This window comes from Thauera sp. WH-2 (assembly GCF_048321015.1).
GTDB lineage: Bacteria > Pseudomonadota > Gammaproteobacteria > Burkholderiales > Rhodocyclaceae > Thauera.
Genome location: NZ_JBLWFG010000004.1, coordinates 165,346 through 179,997, shown reverse-complemented (window position 1 = coordinate 179,997; position 14,652 = coordinate 165,346). Strand labels below are relative to the sequence as shown.

The 14,652-nt window shown below is 66.5% G+C and carries 15 protein-coding genes; 7 read left to right on the top strand and 8 right to left on the bottom strand.

Going from position 1 to position 14,652, the window contains the following annotated elements:
* The first annotated feature begins 1 nt into the window (after position 1).
* The 5 genes from ACNKW1_RS08985 to ACNKW1_RS08965 all read left to right on the top strand — a co-directional run bounded on the left by ACNKW1_RS08985 (position 2) and on the right by ACNKW1_RS08965 (position 5,307).
* A complete protein-coding gene (locus tag ACNKW1_RS08985; protein WP_418364242.1) occupies positions 2 to 964 on the top strand; it encodes an NAD-dependent epimerase/dehydratase family protein in 963 nt (320 codons plus the stop codon).
* Positions 951 to 1,949 carry an MraY family glycosyltransferase gene (locus ACNKW1_RS08980; protein ID WP_418364241.1) on the top strand — a complete coding sequence of 333 codons (999 nt, stop codon included), beginning with the start codon at positions 951 to 953 and terminating at the stop codon, positions 1,947 to 1,949. The genes ACNKW1_RS08985 and ACNKW1_RS08980 overlap by 14 nt, the downstream gene beginning before the upstream one ends.
* Positions 1,916 to 3,841 carry a polysaccharide biosynthesis protein gene (locus ACNKW1_RS08975; protein ID WP_418364240.1) on the top strand — a complete coding sequence of 642 codons (1,926 nt, stop codon included), beginning with the start codon at positions 1,916 to 1,918 and terminating at the stop codon, positions 3,839 to 3,841. Before ACNKW1_RS08980 ends, ACNKW1_RS08975 begins: the two co-directional genes overlap by 34 nt.
* A gap of 63 nt (positions 3,842 to 3,904) precedes the next feature.
* Positions 3,905 to 4,840: a carbohydrate kinase family protein gene (locus ACNKW1_RS08970; RefSeq protein WP_418364239.1), complete on the top strand. Its 936-nt coding sequence runs from the start codon at positions 3,905 to 3,907 to the stop codon at positions 4,838 to 4,840.
* A complete protein-coding gene (locus ACNKW1_RS08965; RefSeq protein WP_418364238.1) occupies positions 4,834 to 5,307 on the top strand; it encodes a glycine zipper 2TM domain-containing protein in 474 nt (157 codons plus the stop codon). The genes ACNKW1_RS08970 and ACNKW1_RS08965 overlap by 7 nt, the downstream gene beginning before the upstream one ends.
* Before the next feature lie 77 nt (positions 5,308 to 5,384).
* Here the strand turns inward: ACNKW1_RS08965 and ACNKW1_RS08960 are convergent, their stop codons facing one another.
* From ACNKW1_RS08960 to ACNKW1_RS08940, 5 genes are all read right to left on the bottom strand, one after another.
* Entirely contained in the window at positions 5,385 to 6,605 is a 1,221-nt protein-coding gene (locus ACNKW1_RS08960; RefSeq protein WP_418364237.1) for a DUF3426 domain-containing protein, read from the bottom strand.
* Entirely contained in the window at positions 6,602 to 7,504 is a 903-nt protein-coding gene (prmA, locus tag ACNKW1_RS08955; protein WP_418364236.1) for a 50S ribosomal protein L11 methyltransferase, read from the bottom strand. Before prmA ends, ACNKW1_RS08960 begins: the two co-directional genes overlap by 4 nt.
* 6 nt (positions 7,505 to 7,510) lie before the next feature.
* Positions 7,511 to 8,869, bottom strand: coding sequence for an acetyl-CoA carboxylase biotin carboxylase subunit (gene accC / locus ACNKW1_RS08950; protein WP_418364235.1), 1,359 nt, complete (start codon positions 8,867 to 8,869; stop codon positions 7,511 to 7,513).
* Positions 8,870 to 8,880: 11 nt separating this feature from the next.
* Positions 8,881 to 9,333 (bottom strand): acetyl-CoA carboxylase biotin carboxyl carrier protein, encoded by a 453-nt coding sequence (gene accB, locus ACNKW1_RS08945; protein ID WP_418364234.1) that lies wholly within the window; start codon positions 9,331 to 9,333, stop codon positions 8,881 to 8,883.
* Between the two features lie 430 nt (positions 9,334 to 9,763).
* Positions 9,764 to 10,381, bottom strand: a complete 618-nt coding sequence (locus ACNKW1_RS08940; RefSeq protein WP_418364233.1) for a hypothetical protein — start codon at positions 10,379 to 10,381, stop codon at positions 9,764 to 9,766.
* 166 nt (positions 10,382 to 10,547) lie between these two features.
* Between ACNKW1_RS08940 and mpl the strand changes: the two genes are divergently transcribed.
* A complete protein-coding gene (gene mpl, locus ACNKW1_RS08935) occupies positions 10,548 to 11,915 on the top strand; it encodes a UDP-N-acetylmuramate:L-alanyl-gamma-D-glutamyl-meso-diaminopimelate ligase (RefSeq protein ID WP_418364232.1) in 1,368 nt (455 codons plus the stop codon).
* A 73-nt stretch (positions 11,916 to 11,988) separates the two neighbouring features.
* Here mpl and ACNKW1_RS08930 read toward each other — a convergent pair whose 3' ends face one another.
* From ACNKW1_RS08930 to ACNKW1_RS08920, 3 genes are read right to left on the bottom strand one after another with little or no spacing between them, the layout of a single operon-like run.
* A complete protein-coding gene (locus tag ACNKW1_RS08930; RefSeq protein WP_418364231.1) occupies positions 11,989 to 12,657 on the bottom strand; it encodes a BON domain-containing protein in 669 nt (222 codons plus the stop codon).
* On the bottom strand, positions 12,657 to 13,250 hold the full coding sequence (locus tag ACNKW1_RS08925; protein ID WP_418364230.1) for an SIS domain-containing protein: 594 nt from the start codon (positions 13,248 to 13,250) through the stop codon (positions 12,657 to 12,659). The genes ACNKW1_RS08930 and ACNKW1_RS08925 overlap by 1 nt, the downstream gene beginning before the upstream one ends.
* Positions 13,251 to 13,294: 44 nt before the next feature.
* The gene (locus ACNKW1_RS08920; RefSeq protein WP_418364229.1) at positions 13,295 to 13,738 is read right to left on the bottom strand and encodes a YraN family protein; all 444 of its coding nucleotides are present in this window, start codon (positions 13,736 to 13,738) and stop codon (positions 13,295 to 13,297) included.
* On the opposite strand from ACNKW1_RS08920, the gene rsmI reads away from it, so the two are divergent.
* Positions 13,737 to 14,642, top strand: coding sequence for a 16S rRNA (cytidine(1402)-2'-O)-methyltransferase (gene rsmI, locus ACNKW1_RS08915; RefSeq protein WP_418364228.1), 906 nt, complete (start codon positions 13,737 to 13,739; stop codon positions 14,640 to 14,642). The genes ACNKW1_RS08920 and rsmI overlap by 2 nt on opposite strands.
* The last annotated feature ends 10 nt before the right edge of the window (positions 14,643 to 14,652 follow it).

Here is a 14,652-nt window from a genome sequence, read left to right as displayed (position 1 = left end):
CATGCTGATTACCGGGGCGCACGGATTCGTGGGCCGTGCCTTGCTCGCGCGTGCCTTGGCTGATGGCAGGTCCGTGCGCGCTTTCGTGCGCAGAGGATATGTCCCGGGGGTGCAGACGGTGGAGGGGGATCTGGTGGATGCCGGGTCGGTCCTGCGCGCATGCTCTGGGGTCGACACCATTGTCCACTGCGCCGGCCTCGCCCATGTGGGGGGTGATGAAGCCTTGCACTGGCAGGTCAATCATCAGGGCGTGCGGATGCTGGCTGAGGCGGCGGTGCAGAAGGGGGTGCGGCGGCTGGTGTTGGTTTCTTCGGTGAAGGCGATGGCGGAGCCGGGGGAGGTATGCGCGGATGAGGATTGGCGCGCTGGTGTCGAGCCCGAAACCGCATATGGCCGCTCGAAGCGGGCCGCCGAGCGGCTTCTGACGGGGGTGTTTTCGCCAATGGGGCTCGAGGTGGTCATCGTGCGGCCCTGCGCAGTTTATGGACCGGGCTGCAAGGGGGGATTGGCGGCCTTTGTGGAGAGTGTGGCACGGGGCCGTGTTCCGCCGCTGCCCGAGACCGGCGCGAAGCGCTCGCTGCTGCACCTCGACGACCTCGTTGAGGGTCTGATTCTCGCAGCCGATGAGCCATGTGCTGCGGGGCGAACCTACGTTCTAGCCGGCCCGGATTGTGTTTCGAGCAGGGGCTTGCAGGCGGCGATCCTGGCAACTGCGGGGAAGACGATGCCTGCATGGTCGGTCCCGGCGTGGGCGTTGCGCGCAGCAGCACGAACGGGAGACTGCTTGCGTGGGCTCGGTTGGAAGGGTGTTCCCTTCGACTCGGATGTGTTGTCCCGTCTGTTTGGCGGCGGATGTTACCGGCCGGCCCGGGCAGAGGCCGAGCTGGGGTGGCGGGCTCGCGTCCGGCTCGAAGATGGGCTGCGCAGCATGCTTTCCGGGGTGGCCGAACGTGAAGGGTGTTGATGTGACGAACCTGCTGCTGCCTGCGCTCGGCGCACTGGCGCTGTCGATGGCCGTAGTGGGTTTGCTGCTCCATACCGGATGGGCGTGGCGCATGGCGGTCGATCGGCCGAACCGCCGCTCTCTTCATGATCGCCCCATTCCCAGGGTCGGTGGGTGGGGCATCATCGTCGGTGCGCTCGGCTGGGTCGCGATGCTTGATCCGGTGCTCGGTGCGTGCGCCGCTGGACTGGCGCTGCTCTCGTTCGGGGATGACCGCATGGGACTGTCAGCGTCGTTGCGTTTACTTGCGCACCTGTGCATCGCTGCCTTGTGGCTCTTTTCGACCGGCTGGCTTGGCGAGGAGCACTTACTGTTGACGGGCTGCGCGGTAATTGGGGTCGCATGGGGGATGAACCTTTATAATTTCATGGATGGCGCCGATGGACTTGCCGGCGGCATGGGTTTCCTGGGCTTCGGTTTCCTTGCGGCGGCCGCGGGGATGGGGGCGCACCCCGGTCTGGCTGCGGCTTGCGCCGCAGTCGCTGGCTCGTCTCTGGGATTCCTGCTGTTCAACTTTCACCCCGCGAGGGTGTTCATGGGCGATGCTGGGTCGGTGCCGCTTGGATTCCTGATGGCCGCCATGGGCATGCATGGGTGGAGCGAAGGCGTCTGGCCCTTGTGGTTTCCGCTGGTCGTTTTTGCGCCCTTTGTTGCGGATGCGACATTTACCCTGGTACGGCGCGCATTGCGTCGAGAAGCGGTGTGGCGTGCGCATCGAGACCACTTCTATCAGCGCTTGGTGCTGAGCGGATTTGGTCACGGGCGAACTGCGGTCGCTGAATACGGTTTGATGTTTTTCTGTGGCGCGATGGGGCTTGTGGGCCTGATTTTGAAGTCCGAGCAAGCGCTGTTTGGCGTTTTTGCTGCCGTCGCGGTGGCGTTGATTGTCTTTGCTTACTGGATTGAACGCAGATGGGCAACATCCCTGCTCGCCCCGTCCCGGTAGCCGCCTTGAAGTATCTGAACAGGTCGGCACTTGTCTTTCTGTTCGACCTCTGCTGCGGGCTGCTCGCATGGTCCTGTGCTTTTGTGCTGAGGTTTTCGTTCGATAGTATCCAAGCCCATCCAGATCTGTTCTGGGGGGTGGCGGCATGGATGGTGCCTCTGCATGCACTTGCGTGCAGGGTAGCCGGACTGTATCGCGGGCTGTGGGCGTTCGCGAGCCTGCCCGACCTGAAACGGCTTCTGAAGGCGATCGCAGCTTCGACCGTTGGGCTGGGCGCGTTTTCGTTCGTCGTGGGGTCATCGGAGCCACTCGTGCTTTCGCTCTTGCTTCTCTACCCGATGTTCCTGCTGGTGTTCATGGGAGGCGGGAGAGCCCTGTACCGTATCTGGAAAGAGGACACGCTGTACCGGGAAGCCCTTGGAGCGGGCAAGCCCGTCATTGTGGTGGGCGCTGGCAGAACGGCTGCGATGCTTGTGCGCGAATTGGCCAAGAGCCCTGACTGGCGGGTGGTCGGTTTGCTGGATGATGATCAGGGGAAATGGGGGCGTGAGATCGGCGGCTTCCGGGTCATGGGGCCGATCGCGATGCTCGAGCATGTCGCCAAGGCGTCCCGCGCCCATCACGCTGTTGTTGCGGTGCATCCGGATCAGCGCACCATTCACAGTGTGGTTACCAGCCTCGCGGTTCAGGCGGGGGTTCAGGTGCTCACGATTCCGAGAATCGAAGACGTCATGGCGAACGCCGTGACGGTGTCCAATTTGCGTAAGGTGGAGATTGAGGATTTGCTGGGCCGGGAGCCTGTGTGGATCGAAACGCAGTACGTGAGTGCAATGCTGGAGGGGCGCGTCGTTCTGGTAACCGGAGCGGGTGGATCCATCGGCTCGGAGTTGTGTCGGCAATTGGCCCGATTCAGGCCGGAAGCCGTTGTGCTGTTCGAGCAGTCCGAATTCGCCCTCTACAAGGTCTCACAGTGGTTCGAGGATAACTTCCCGGGCGTTGCCTTTTATCCGATTGTTGGTGACGTTAAGGATCGAGACCGGGTTTACGATGTCTTTCGGCGTTTTTCGCCAGAGGTGGTGTTTCACGCTGCAGCCTATAAGCATGTGCCTCTGATGGAAGTAGGCAATGCCTGGCAGGCGGTGCGCAACAATGTTCTCGGTACCCATGTCCTCTGTTGCGCAGCAAAGGATTTTGGTGTGGATCGGTTTGTCATGATCTCGACGGACAAAGCGGTTAACCCCACCAATGTCATGGGCGCCTCGAAGCGCCTCGCCGAGATGGTGTGTCAGGCCATGCAGGCTTCGGCTGCGAAGACACACTTCGTGATGGTGAGGTTTGGCAATGTGCTGGGCAGTACCGGCAGCGTCATTCCCCGTTTCGAAGAGCAGATCGCTCGTGGCGGCCCCGTGACCGTAACGCATCCGGAAGTTACGCGCTATTTCATGTCGATTCATGAAGCGGCTCAGTTGGTTCTGCAGGCGGCAACGATGGGGCAGGGCGGAGAGATTTTCGTCCTCGAGATGGGGAAACCGGTTCGGATCGATGACCTGGCGAGGAACATGATTCGCTTGTCTGGTTACTCGGAAGATGACATACGGATCGAGTATACGGGTCTTCGCCCCGGCGAGAAGCTATACGAGGAGTTGCTCTCCGGTCACGAGCTCACGCTTGAAACCCCGCATCCGAAGCTGCGCGTGGCAAGGGCATCGCCCGTAAGAATGGATCTTTTGAACAGGATCCTGTCCTGGTTGGGGCAGGGGGGCGTGGTGACGGATGCGGAGGTGCGCTTAATGCTTGCGCAGTGGATTCCCGAGTATTCGCCGCCGCCGGAGAGGCGTCCGGTCCTGAGCGTGGTGGAGGGAGGGGCTGCTGTCGCGCAAGCAGATGCTTGATCCGGTCTCACGCTGCGGGTGAGTTTGCGAGTTGATTACAAGATAGAGAATTTCCCTTAAAACATGTCCATCCTCGTCTGTGGATCGGTCGCCTACGACTCGATCATGGTCTTTCATGACCGCTTCAAGAACCACATCCTCCCTGAGCAGATCCACATCCTGAACGTTTCCTTTCTGGTGCCCGACATGCGCAGGGAGTTCGGCGGCTGCGCAGGCAACATCGCCTACAACCTGAAGTTGCTGGGCAGCGATCCAAGCATCGTGGCGACCGTGGGTGAGGATGCCGGTCCTTACCGTGCGCGCATGCGTGCGCTTGGCCTGCGCGAGGACTTCGTGCGCGAGGTGCCGGGGACCTTCACGGCGCAGGCTTTCATCACCACCGATCTCGACGACAACCAGATCACCGCGTTTCACCCGGGGGCGATGTTCCACTCCCACCTCAACGATGTTCGCGAGGCGAAGGGGGCGACCCTGGGCATCGTTTCGCCCGATGGCGCGGACGGGATGCTGCGTCACGCCGACGGATTTGCTGCGGCGGGCGTGCCCTTCGTGTTCGATCCCGGCCAGGCGCTACCGATCCTCGGTAGCGAGGCGTTACTGAAATGCCTGCAACAGGCGCGCTACTGTACGGTCAATGACTACGAGGCCCGCCTGATGTGCGACAAGACCGGACGCAGCGAAGAGGAACTCGCGCGCGAGGTCGAGGCGCTGGTCGTGACCTTGGGTGCCGAAGGGTCGCGCCTGTACTGGAGGGGCGAGCGCCATGTCGTTCCCGCGGTGCAGGCCGATGCGGTCGTCGACCCCACCGGCTGCGGGGATGCCTATCGTGCAGGTCTGCTGCACGGCATTGCCAGCGGCTGGGACATGGTCAAGAGCGCGCGTCTGGCAGCGGTCATGGGGGCGATCAAGATCGCCCATCGCGGCGGACAGAATCATCAACCCACGCGGACGGAGATCGGTTCCCGCTTCCGCGCGGCCTTCGGGGAGGAGCTATGGTGAGTCGAAAGGGCATGAAGATGCAGGCGGCAGTCGGTGCGATGCTGGCGGCCCTGGTCCTCGGCGGTTGCGCGCAGGGGCTGGGGGGCGGGACGTATTCGCGTACGGAGGCAAGGCGTGCCATGACCGTGCAGTTCGGTACGATCGAGTCCGTGCGCGCGGTGCAACTCGAAGGCACGAAGACGCCGGTCGGCTCGGTGGCCGGCGCCGCGGTCGGCGGCATCGCGGGCAGCACGATCGGCGGCGGCCGGGGACAGGCGGTAGCGACGGTGATCGGTGCAGTCGTGGGCGGTGTCGCGGGCGCGGCGGTTGAGGAAGGCGCGACGCGCACGCCGGGCGTGGAAGTGACGGTGCGCCTCGACAATGGGCAGTTTCTCGCTGTAGTGCAGGCGGATGAAGGTGAGCGCTTCCGGGCGGGTGAGCGGGTGCGCGTGTTGCGGGACGGCGGAACGACGAGGGTGTCGCGCTGACTCCTTCGTGCGCGTGATGGCGTCGTGGTCTTATCCGGCCGGGGCCTTGCGGGGCCCCGGCTGCGTTTACGCGCCGTTCATGGGTAGAAGGCGTAGATGCGGTAGCCGGTGGGGGCGATTCCGGTCGTTTCGAAGGGGATGCGCAGGTCGACCAGCCTGCGTGCGGCGAAGGCCGGCGCGCTGCGAGTCTCCGCCAGCCACTCCGCGGGCGCGAGCACGCGGCGCGAAATCGGGTTGTCGCCGGCGTCGGTCAGCGTCAGTTCGAGATGGGGCCATTGCTGCGCGTACTGGGCGCGGTTGTTGAGCGTTGCGCGGAGCATGTAGTACCCGGGCTTTCCAGGCTCGGCTTGCAGGTCGGATGCCTCGATGGCGATCTGCTCTGCGTCGCGTGGGTAGGGAACGATGCAGCCGATGCGCGCGCAGGTCTGCTCCAGCACCGGGCGCAGGCCGGGAAGTTCGCGTGCGATGTCGGTCCGGTACAGGTAGACGGCCTGGGCGCCCAGGCCAATCGCCATCAGCAGCACCAGTACGCGGCCCAGGGCATTCGCCAGCGGGCTCCGGGCCTGCGTCGGTCGCCCGTAGGTGGCATCCAGGCGGGCGAGGTCGGGTTCTGCGGAATCCGCTTCGGATCGATCCGCTTCGCGCTGTGCCATCGACGCCGTCCGGACCGCACTGGGGGGCTCGGGGGAGGCGGGGGCCTCGGAAGGCTCCGGGATGGCGATGGCTCGTGTGCTTGAGAAGGCCCCCGTGCTGTCCGCGGTCATCGGGTGCTGGCTGCGGTCGAATGCAGGCAGCGGTGCTTCTGCCGGCGACGGTTGAGCGGACGGCCGGCCGCGGAGGGCATCGTCGAGCGCTGGGTCTGAATCGTTGCTCGTGGCGCGCCGTACATGGCGCAAGACCTCGGGGAAATGCGGCGCAGCCTGTTCCGTTCGGGCTGGTGGAGCGAGTTCGAACTCGGTCACAGGGGGCGCGAGGCCGGCTTCATCGAAGGGCGCTGGGGGCGGCGTGTCCTGCGCCGCATCGAATGGGCTGCCCGGGATGTCGAAATCCAGTGTCGTCAGCGATGCGGGCGCCGTCGGCGTGCCCTGTGCGGACTGCGTCTGGACCTGCGGAGGGGGCTGCCTGGCAGCAGCACGGGCTTCCTCCCTTTTGGCTTCTGTGGGTGGCTCGAAGGCGTGCGCGCGCGCGTTGAAGGGATGGAAGCAGTGCCCGCAGCGGACTTCGCCGCCTCGTGCGTCCAGCTGTTCCGGGCGAAGCCGGAACACGGTCTGGCAGGCAGGGCAGCGCGTGAGCATCATGGCCCCGGGCGGCGCCCTTCCAGTCTCACCCAGCCCTCGAGCGTGGCGCCGGCCCGCAGGGTGATGAATGGCGCCCAGGCTTCGATGACCTGCTCGGCCTGGCTCTCCAGCACGCCGGACAGTGCGACCTGACCGCCCGGTGCGACGCGTGCCGCGATCGCCGGGGCGAGTACGCACAGCGGGTTGGTGAGGATGTTCGCCACGACGCACTCGAAGGTCTCGCCGGTGGGCTGTGCGGAGTGCTGCAGCCGCAGCCGCACCCGGTTGCGCTCGGCGTTGTCCCGCGCAGCCTCGACCGCCTTCTCGTCGATATCGATCCCGAGCACGTCGCCTGCGCCCAGGCGTGCCGCCGCGATGCCGAGGATGCCCGAGCCGCAGCCGTAGTCGAGTACGCTGCAGCCGGGCGTAACGGTGTCGCACAGCCATTCCAGGCACAGCCGGGTGGTGGGGTGCGAGCCGGTGCCGAAGGCCATGCCCGGGTCGAGCTCGATGTTGATTGCATCTGCGTCCGGCGCCTCATGCCACGAGGGCACGATCCACATGCGATCGGTGATGCGGATCGGGTCGAACTGGCTCTGGGTGAGCTGCACCCAGTTCTGTTCGGCCACGGTTTCGGTCGAGAACGGCGGCACGGCCGCGAAGCCCGCTGCGCTCGCCGCCTCGCCCAACATGGCGGCGAGCGTCTCGCCGCCGGTGTCGCCGTCGAACAGCGCGATCACCTTGCTGTGCGCCCACAGGCTGGTGGGCAGATGGCCGGGTTCGCCGAACTGCGGCGTCTCGGCCTCGGTCCCTGCGTCGGCATCCTCGATGGAGACGGACAGGGCGCCCGCCTCCATCAAGGCATCGGAGAGTGCTTCGGCCTTGTCGGCGTCGGCCTGCAGGGTGACCGAGATCCACATCGTGTGTCAGCCCTGGACTTCGTTGCGGTCGGCGAGCTTGTGCTCGAGATAGTGGATGCTGGTGCCGCCCTCGACGAAGCGCGGGTCGAGCATCAGCGTCTGGTGCAGCGGGACGTTGGTCTTGATGCCTTCGACCATCATCTCCGACAGCGCGATGCGCATGCGCCGGATCGCCTGGTCACGCGTGTCGCCGTAGGTGATCAGCTTGCCGATCATCGAGTCGTAGTGCGGCGGCACCGTGTAGCCGTTATAGACATGCGAGTCCACGCGTACGCCGGGGCCGCCCGGGGTATGCCAGTTGGTGATGCGCCCCGGCGAGGGCGTGAATTTGAACGGATCCTCGGCGTTGATGCGGCACTCGATGGCGTGTCCGCGGAACGCGATGTCGCGCTGGCGGAACCACAGCTTTTCGCCGGCAGCGATACGGATCTGCGCCTGCACGATGTCGATGCCGGTGATGAGTTCGGTGACCGGGTGCTCGACCTGCACGCGGGTGTTCATCTCGATGAAGTAGAACTCGCCGTTCTCGAACAGGAACTCGAAGGTGCCGGCGCCACGGTAGCCGATCTTGCGGCAGGCCTCGGCGCAACGCTCGCCCACGGCGGAGATTGCCTTGCGGTCGATGCCCGGCGCGGGCGCCTCCTCGATGACCTTCTGGTGGCGGCGCTGCATCGAGCAGTCGCGTTCGCCCAGATACACGGCGTTGCCGTGCTGGTCGGCCAGTACCTGGATCTCGACATGGCGCGGGTTCTCGAGGAACTTCTCCATGTACACGACCGGGTTGTTGAACGCGGCCTGGGCTTCGGTGCGTGTGGTGGTCACCGCGTTGAGCAGGGCGGCTTCGGTGTGCACCACGCGCATGCCGCGACCGCCGCCGCCGCCGGCCGCCTTGATGATGACCGGGTAGCCGATCGCGCGCGCGATCTTGACGATCTCTTTCGGGTCGTCGGGCAGGGCGCCGTCGGAGCCGGGTACGCAGGGCACGCCGGCGGCCTTCATCGCGTCCTTGGCTGAAACCTTGTCGCCCATCAGACGGATGGTCTCGGGGCGCGGCCCGATGAAGACGAAGCCGGACTGCTCGACGCGTTCGCCGAAGTCGGCGTTCTCGGACAGGAAGCCGTAGCCGGGGTGGATGGCCTCGGCGTCGGTCACCTCGGCAGCCGAGATGATGGCCGGCACATTCAGGTAGCTCTGCAGCGAGGGCGGTGGGCCGATGCACACCGACTCGTCGGCGAGACGGACGTACTTGGCGTCGGTGTCCGCCTCCGAGTGCACCGCCACGGTCTTGATGCCGAGCTCGCGGCATGCGCGCAGGATCCGCAGGGCGATCTCTCCGCGGTTGGCGATCAGGATCTTTTCGAACATCGTGCGCGCGCTCAGTCGATGACGAACAGGGGCTGGCCGTACTCGACCGGCTCGCCGTTCTCGACCAGGATGGCCTTGATGACGCCGGCCGCGTCAGCCTCGATTTCGTTCATCAGCTTCATCGCTTCGATGATGCACAGTCGGTCGCCTTCGGAGACCGACTGGCCGATCTCGACCAAGGGCTTGGCGCCTGGCGAACTGGCGCGATAGAAGGTGCCGACCATGGGTGACTTGACGATGTGGCCGCTGGGGAGCGCACTGCTGACGTGGGCGGCCGGCGCGTCACCCGCCACCAGCGCGCCCGGTGCGGGCGCCGAAGCGGGAAGCTGGGCGTAATAGGTGGTCGGTGCTGCCGGACTGTGCTTGGCGATACGGACTTTTTCCTCGCCTTCGGTGACCTCGAGTTCGGCGATGCCCGACTCCTGGACGAGGTCGATGAGTTTCTTCAGCTTGCGCAGATCCATGATGTTCTCCGGACGCGACCGTCAGTGAAGTGTGCTTGACGGCCTGGGGTGACTGGTATTCGCGGGCCCGTCGGTTTGCGGCGGGCCGGGGGCGTCGATGAGCCGACGCGGGGCGAAGCATGACGTGCCAAGACGGCGGCGTCGCCATCTGTCGCAGTGCGTGCCTGAGGGCGAGCCCTTCAACGCTGTGGGGGTGGCCGCATTTGTTGTTTTGCGTGCTTCATGCCTGCAAGTTTGACGCATTTCGCGGCATTTTGTCCACGTTGGGTGCCGGTTTGCGCAGGCGCATCAAGTGCGGCACGAGGATTTTTGTGCGCGGATTGTGCGCCCGAGTCTCGTCCATCGCAAGCGATCCCGCGCGGTCGCACGTCCGCAACGGGTCGGGGCGACACACCGGAACGATGCAGCACGAAGCGCGCGCAAGGGCAGATCAGAAGGGGGCGGGCGGCGTGTCCGTGGCGAGTCCGTCCGCGAGCAGCGCCTCGACCTGGGCGAGCCGTGCGCGATCCTGGCCGCGGCGCGGGCTGCGCTCGGCAGACGAGGGGTAGATGGAGACCTTCACCGGCACCTCTCCCCAATCGAAGCTCAGCACGGCCTCGGGTGCATGCGGTGCGGGCCGTCTCGGCTCACGGTGTTCGTAGGGGAAGTCCTGGTTGAGGAAGAAGATCTCCACGTCCTTCGTGCTTTCCGGAAAGATCTCGATCTCCAGTTCGGAGTAGCGCCCCGCGGTGCCGTCGAGTGCGCCGCCGGTCAGATAGGGGCGGAAGTCCGCAAGCAGGCGCATCACTTCGACGGCGGCGCTGCGCATCTCGAACAGGCGCTCGGGCTGCTCCTCGTCCTGGTAGAGCGCCAGCCATGCGCGCAGTTCGGCTTCGACCTCGCTGTTGTTGGGGAGCGCGTCCAGGTCGGTCGCGCCCAACTGCTTGGCGGCCTTGCGTTTGGCGAAGCCGAAGTCGCTGATGCCGTCTTCGGCCATCATGCGCGCGGCCAGCGCGGCGATCTCGCGCCGCAGGCCGCCACTGCGTAGGGATTGGGCGTGTGAGGGCATGGTCGGGCTCGGGTAGAATGCGCGTCCATTGTACACGGGCGGATTGCAGCTGCATGACCGCCCCGTGTCGCGCGGCGCCGACCTCCTCGCAACGCCTCGCAACGCCTCGCAACCCTTCCGGCGCGCTCTTGCGGCGCGCTCGCGGCATCCTCGGAGCGACTTCGCCATGCATCTCCACATCCTCGGTATCTGCGGCACCTTCATGGGCGGCGTCGCGCTGCTGGCGCGTGCGGCCGGCCACAAGGTCACGGGATGCGACGCCAATGTATACCCGCCCATGAGCACCCAGCTCGAGGCGCAGGGTATCACCCTGATCGAAGGCTACGATGCCGCCCAGGTCGATCTGGCGGCCGATGTATTCGTCGTGGGCAATGCCGTCTCACGCGGCAATCCCTTGCTCGAGGCGATCCTCGACCGCGGCCTGCCCTACGTCTCCGGCCCGCAATGGCTGGCCGAGCATGTGCTCGCCGGACGCTGGGTGCTGGCGGTGGCCGGAACCCACGGCAAGACGACCACCACCTCGCTGCTGGCCTGGATGCTTGAGGATGCGGGGCTGAACCCGGGCTTTCTCGTGGGCGGCGTGCCGCAGAATTTTGGCGTGTCGGCGCGCCTCACGGAATCGCCCTTCTTCGTCATCGAGGCGGACGAGTACGACACTGCCTTCTGCGACAAGCGCTCGAAGTTCGTGCATTACCGGCCGCGCACCGCGATCCTGAACAATCTCGAGTTCGACCATGCCGATATTTTCGTCGACCTGGCGGCTATCGAGACCCAGTTCCATCATCTGGTGCGGACCATTCCCGCCTCCGGTCGCATCGTGGCGAATGCGCGTGAGGACAGCCTGAAGCGTGTGATCGGGCGCGGTTGCTGGTCGGAACTGGAGTGGTTCAACGACCCCGCGCAGTGGACCGCGCAGGCGGGGGGGTGCGATGCCGAGGCAGTGTTCGCGCTCGCCGGGACGGAGCAGGGACGGGCGGAACTGCCGCTGGCCGGCAGCCATAACCGCGAGAACGCCCTGGCCGCGGTCGCTGCGGCGCGTCATGTGGGGGTCGCCCCGGCCCAGGCGATCGCCAGCCTCGCGCGCTTCGCGGGCATCCGGCGCAGGCTGGAACTGCGCGGAACGGTGGTGGGCGTGCGCGTGTACGACGACTTCGCGCATCACCCGACGGCGATCGCGCTGACGGTGGAGGGTTTGCGCCGCCGCGAGCCCGGGGGACGTATCCTCGCCGTGCTGGAGCCGCGCTCCAATACCATGAAGATGGGCACCATGAAGGCGCAGCTTCCCGCCAGCCTCGAGGCGGCCGACGCGGTGTTCTGCTACGCCCAAGGGCTGGACTGGGACGTTGCGGCCGCACTCGAGCCGCTGGGGGAGCGGGCACGGACGTATGTGGCTCTCGAACGCCTGGTGGACGACGTGGTCGCTGCCGCCCGGGGCGGAGACCACGTGCTGGTGATGAGCAACGGCGGCTTCGGCGGGGTGCATCAGAAGCTGCTGGACGCGCTCGCCGCGCGCGCGCCGAACGCAGCCACCTGAGCCCTGCGGCCGGGAGGCTGCCGGCTGCTGCCTCCCGGCCGGCGCCCTGCGTGGGCGCGGCCGGAGGTGCCGCTCAGCGCTTCGCGTTGGTGGGGTTGTCGCGGCGGCGGGCTTCTTCTTCGCTGATGTACTCGAATACGCGCACGACCTTGCGTACCCCCTTGCTGGTGCGGGCGATCTCTGCGGCCGCATCGGCCTCGGCGCGGGTGACGATGCCGAGCAGGAACACGACGTTCGCCTCGGTCACGACCTTCACGCTGTGCGCCGAGAAGCGCTGTGCATCCACGAAGCGGGCCTTGACGTTGGAGGTGATCAGGGTGTCGTTGGCCCGCGCGGAGAGCGTGGAATTCGGACCAACCACGACTTCGTTGACGACGCCGCGTACGTTCTCGACCCCGGCCACGACCTCATTGAGCTGCGCGCGCATGTTCTCGCTCGGCGCCTCGCCGGTAAGCAGCACGTTGCGGTTGTACGAGGTCACGTTCACGTGTGCCATGTCGCCGAGTCGCTCGCGGATGCGCGCAGACACCTTCCACTCGATGCCTTCGTCCTCGACGTAGGTGCCGCTCGTGCGCCGATCGGCAACCATGGCGGCGCCGGCGCCGACGCCGGTGGCGACCACTGGGAAGCAGCCCTGGAGCAGCGGCAGGGCCGCAACGCCAAGGGCGAGAAGGATCCGGCGCCGGCCGATGTGCGGCGTGTCCTTGTCGAGGGTGGGCTGCGGGGTGAGGGATGTATTCATCAGTCTTCTTCTCCGAGTAAGACACAGTCGATACCGTCGCACAGGCAGTGCAGAATGAGCAAGTGCAGTTCCTGGATGCGCGCGGTGCGTGTGGCGGGTACGTCGAGCAGGATGTCGGCAGGGGTCAGGATTTCTGCGATCGCCGTGGCCTGGGCCCCGGTGAGTGCGATGACGCGCATGTCGCGTTCGTGTGCGGCCTGGATGGCGCCGAGGACGCGCGCGCTGTCGCCGCTGTGCGATAGCGCAACGAGCAGGTCGCCCGGGTGGCCGAAGGCAGCAATCTGGCGCTCGAAGAGCGCCTGCGGGTCGATCCCGGCGGTACCGGGCGCGAGGGTGGACGCGTCCGCGCTGAGCGCCATCGCCGCGAGCGCCGGGCGCTCGAGCTCGAATCCGTTGACGAGTTGCGCGGCGAAGCGGCGTGCGTCGCCTGCCGAGCCGCTGCCGCCGCAGACCATCACCTTGCCGTTCTCGAGCAGACAGGCGGTGATCAGCTCAACCGCGCCGGCGATCGGCGCCGCAAGCAGCTCGAGCGCCTCGAGCGTGCTGCGCATGTTGTCTTCGAACTGATGCGAGATGCGGTCGATGAGGTTCATGCCCATGGCCTTGCGTACAGGGCGACGGAGTCTAGCACGCCGCTTCAGCTGGCATCGAAGGCGCCGCGTAACCAGGTGATTCGGGCGGGGTCGAGCGCGTCGAGCAGCACGGCGTCGAAGCGGCAGGGTGCGCCCCGCTGATGGCGCCCGGCGCCGCCCAGCCACCACTGCGCCGCAATCAGTACGCGCCGCCGTTTGGCGGCGGTGATGCTCGCAGCGGCCCCGCCAAAGCGGCCGCTGCTGCGCAAACGGACCTCGACGAACACCACCTCGCCGTGTTCCGCGCAGATGAGGTCCACCTCGCCGCCGCGGCAGCGCACGTTGCGCGCCAGCACACGCAGACCGTTGCGCTCGAGATGGGCGGCGGCAAGCGCTTCCGCAGCGGCGCCGCGCGCTTGCGCGGGGGTTCGGCGTGCGTCGATACTGTCCGTCCGTGTGCGGCCCTGATGGCCGCTGGTCCCTTGCCAGAGATCTTTCGTTCCGCTCATGCCTGCCTCCATCTCCCTGCCCGAACGCCCGCTTTCAAGTACGCCGTCATTGTATGTGGTGGCGACGCCGCTCGGGAATCTTCATGACATCAGCCTGCGTTCGCTTGCGGTCCTGGGGGCGGTCGATGTCGTGGCGGCCGAGGACACGCGCCACACCCAGCGCCTGCTCGATGCGTTTGGTCTGCGCGTGCGTACCATGGCGGTGCATCAGCACAACGAGCAGGCGGCCGCTGGGCAACTGATCGATCGGCTTGCCGCCGGGCAGCATGTGGCGCTGGTGAGCGATGCCGGAACGCCGGCGGTTTCGGATCCAGGGGCGCGGCTGGTGGCACGGGTGCGGGCGGCAGGCCACCCCGTGGTGCCCTTGCCCGGAGCATGCGCTGCGGTTGCCGCGCTCTCTGTGTCGGGTTTTGCGGAGGGGGGCTTCCGTTTCGTGGGCTTCCTGCCCGCTCGTCCGGCGGCGCGCGCGAGCGCCCTGTCGGTATTGCGGGACGAGCGTGCGACGCTGGTGTTCTATGAGGCGCCGCATCGTGTCGTGGAGTCGGTGACGGACATGGTGGCGGCCTTTGGAGGTGCGCGCGAGATCGTCGTCGCGCGGGAGATGACCAAGCTGCACGAACAGATCGTGCGCATGGCGCTGGCGGATGCGCCGGCCTGGTTCGCGGCCGACCCCAACCGCGTTCGGGGTGAGTTCGTACTTGTGGTGGAGGGGGCGCCAGCCGCGGAAGGGCTGGATGCGGAGGCCGTCCGCGTGCTGGATCTGCTGCTGGGCGCCCTGCCGGTGAAGAGTGCAGCGCAGCTTGCTGCGGACATCTGCGGCGCACCGCGCAAGGCCCTGTATGCGCTGGCGCTGGCGCGCCGCGCGGATGCCAGCGAGCGTGATGAGGTGGACGAGGACGGTTGACCATGGCCCG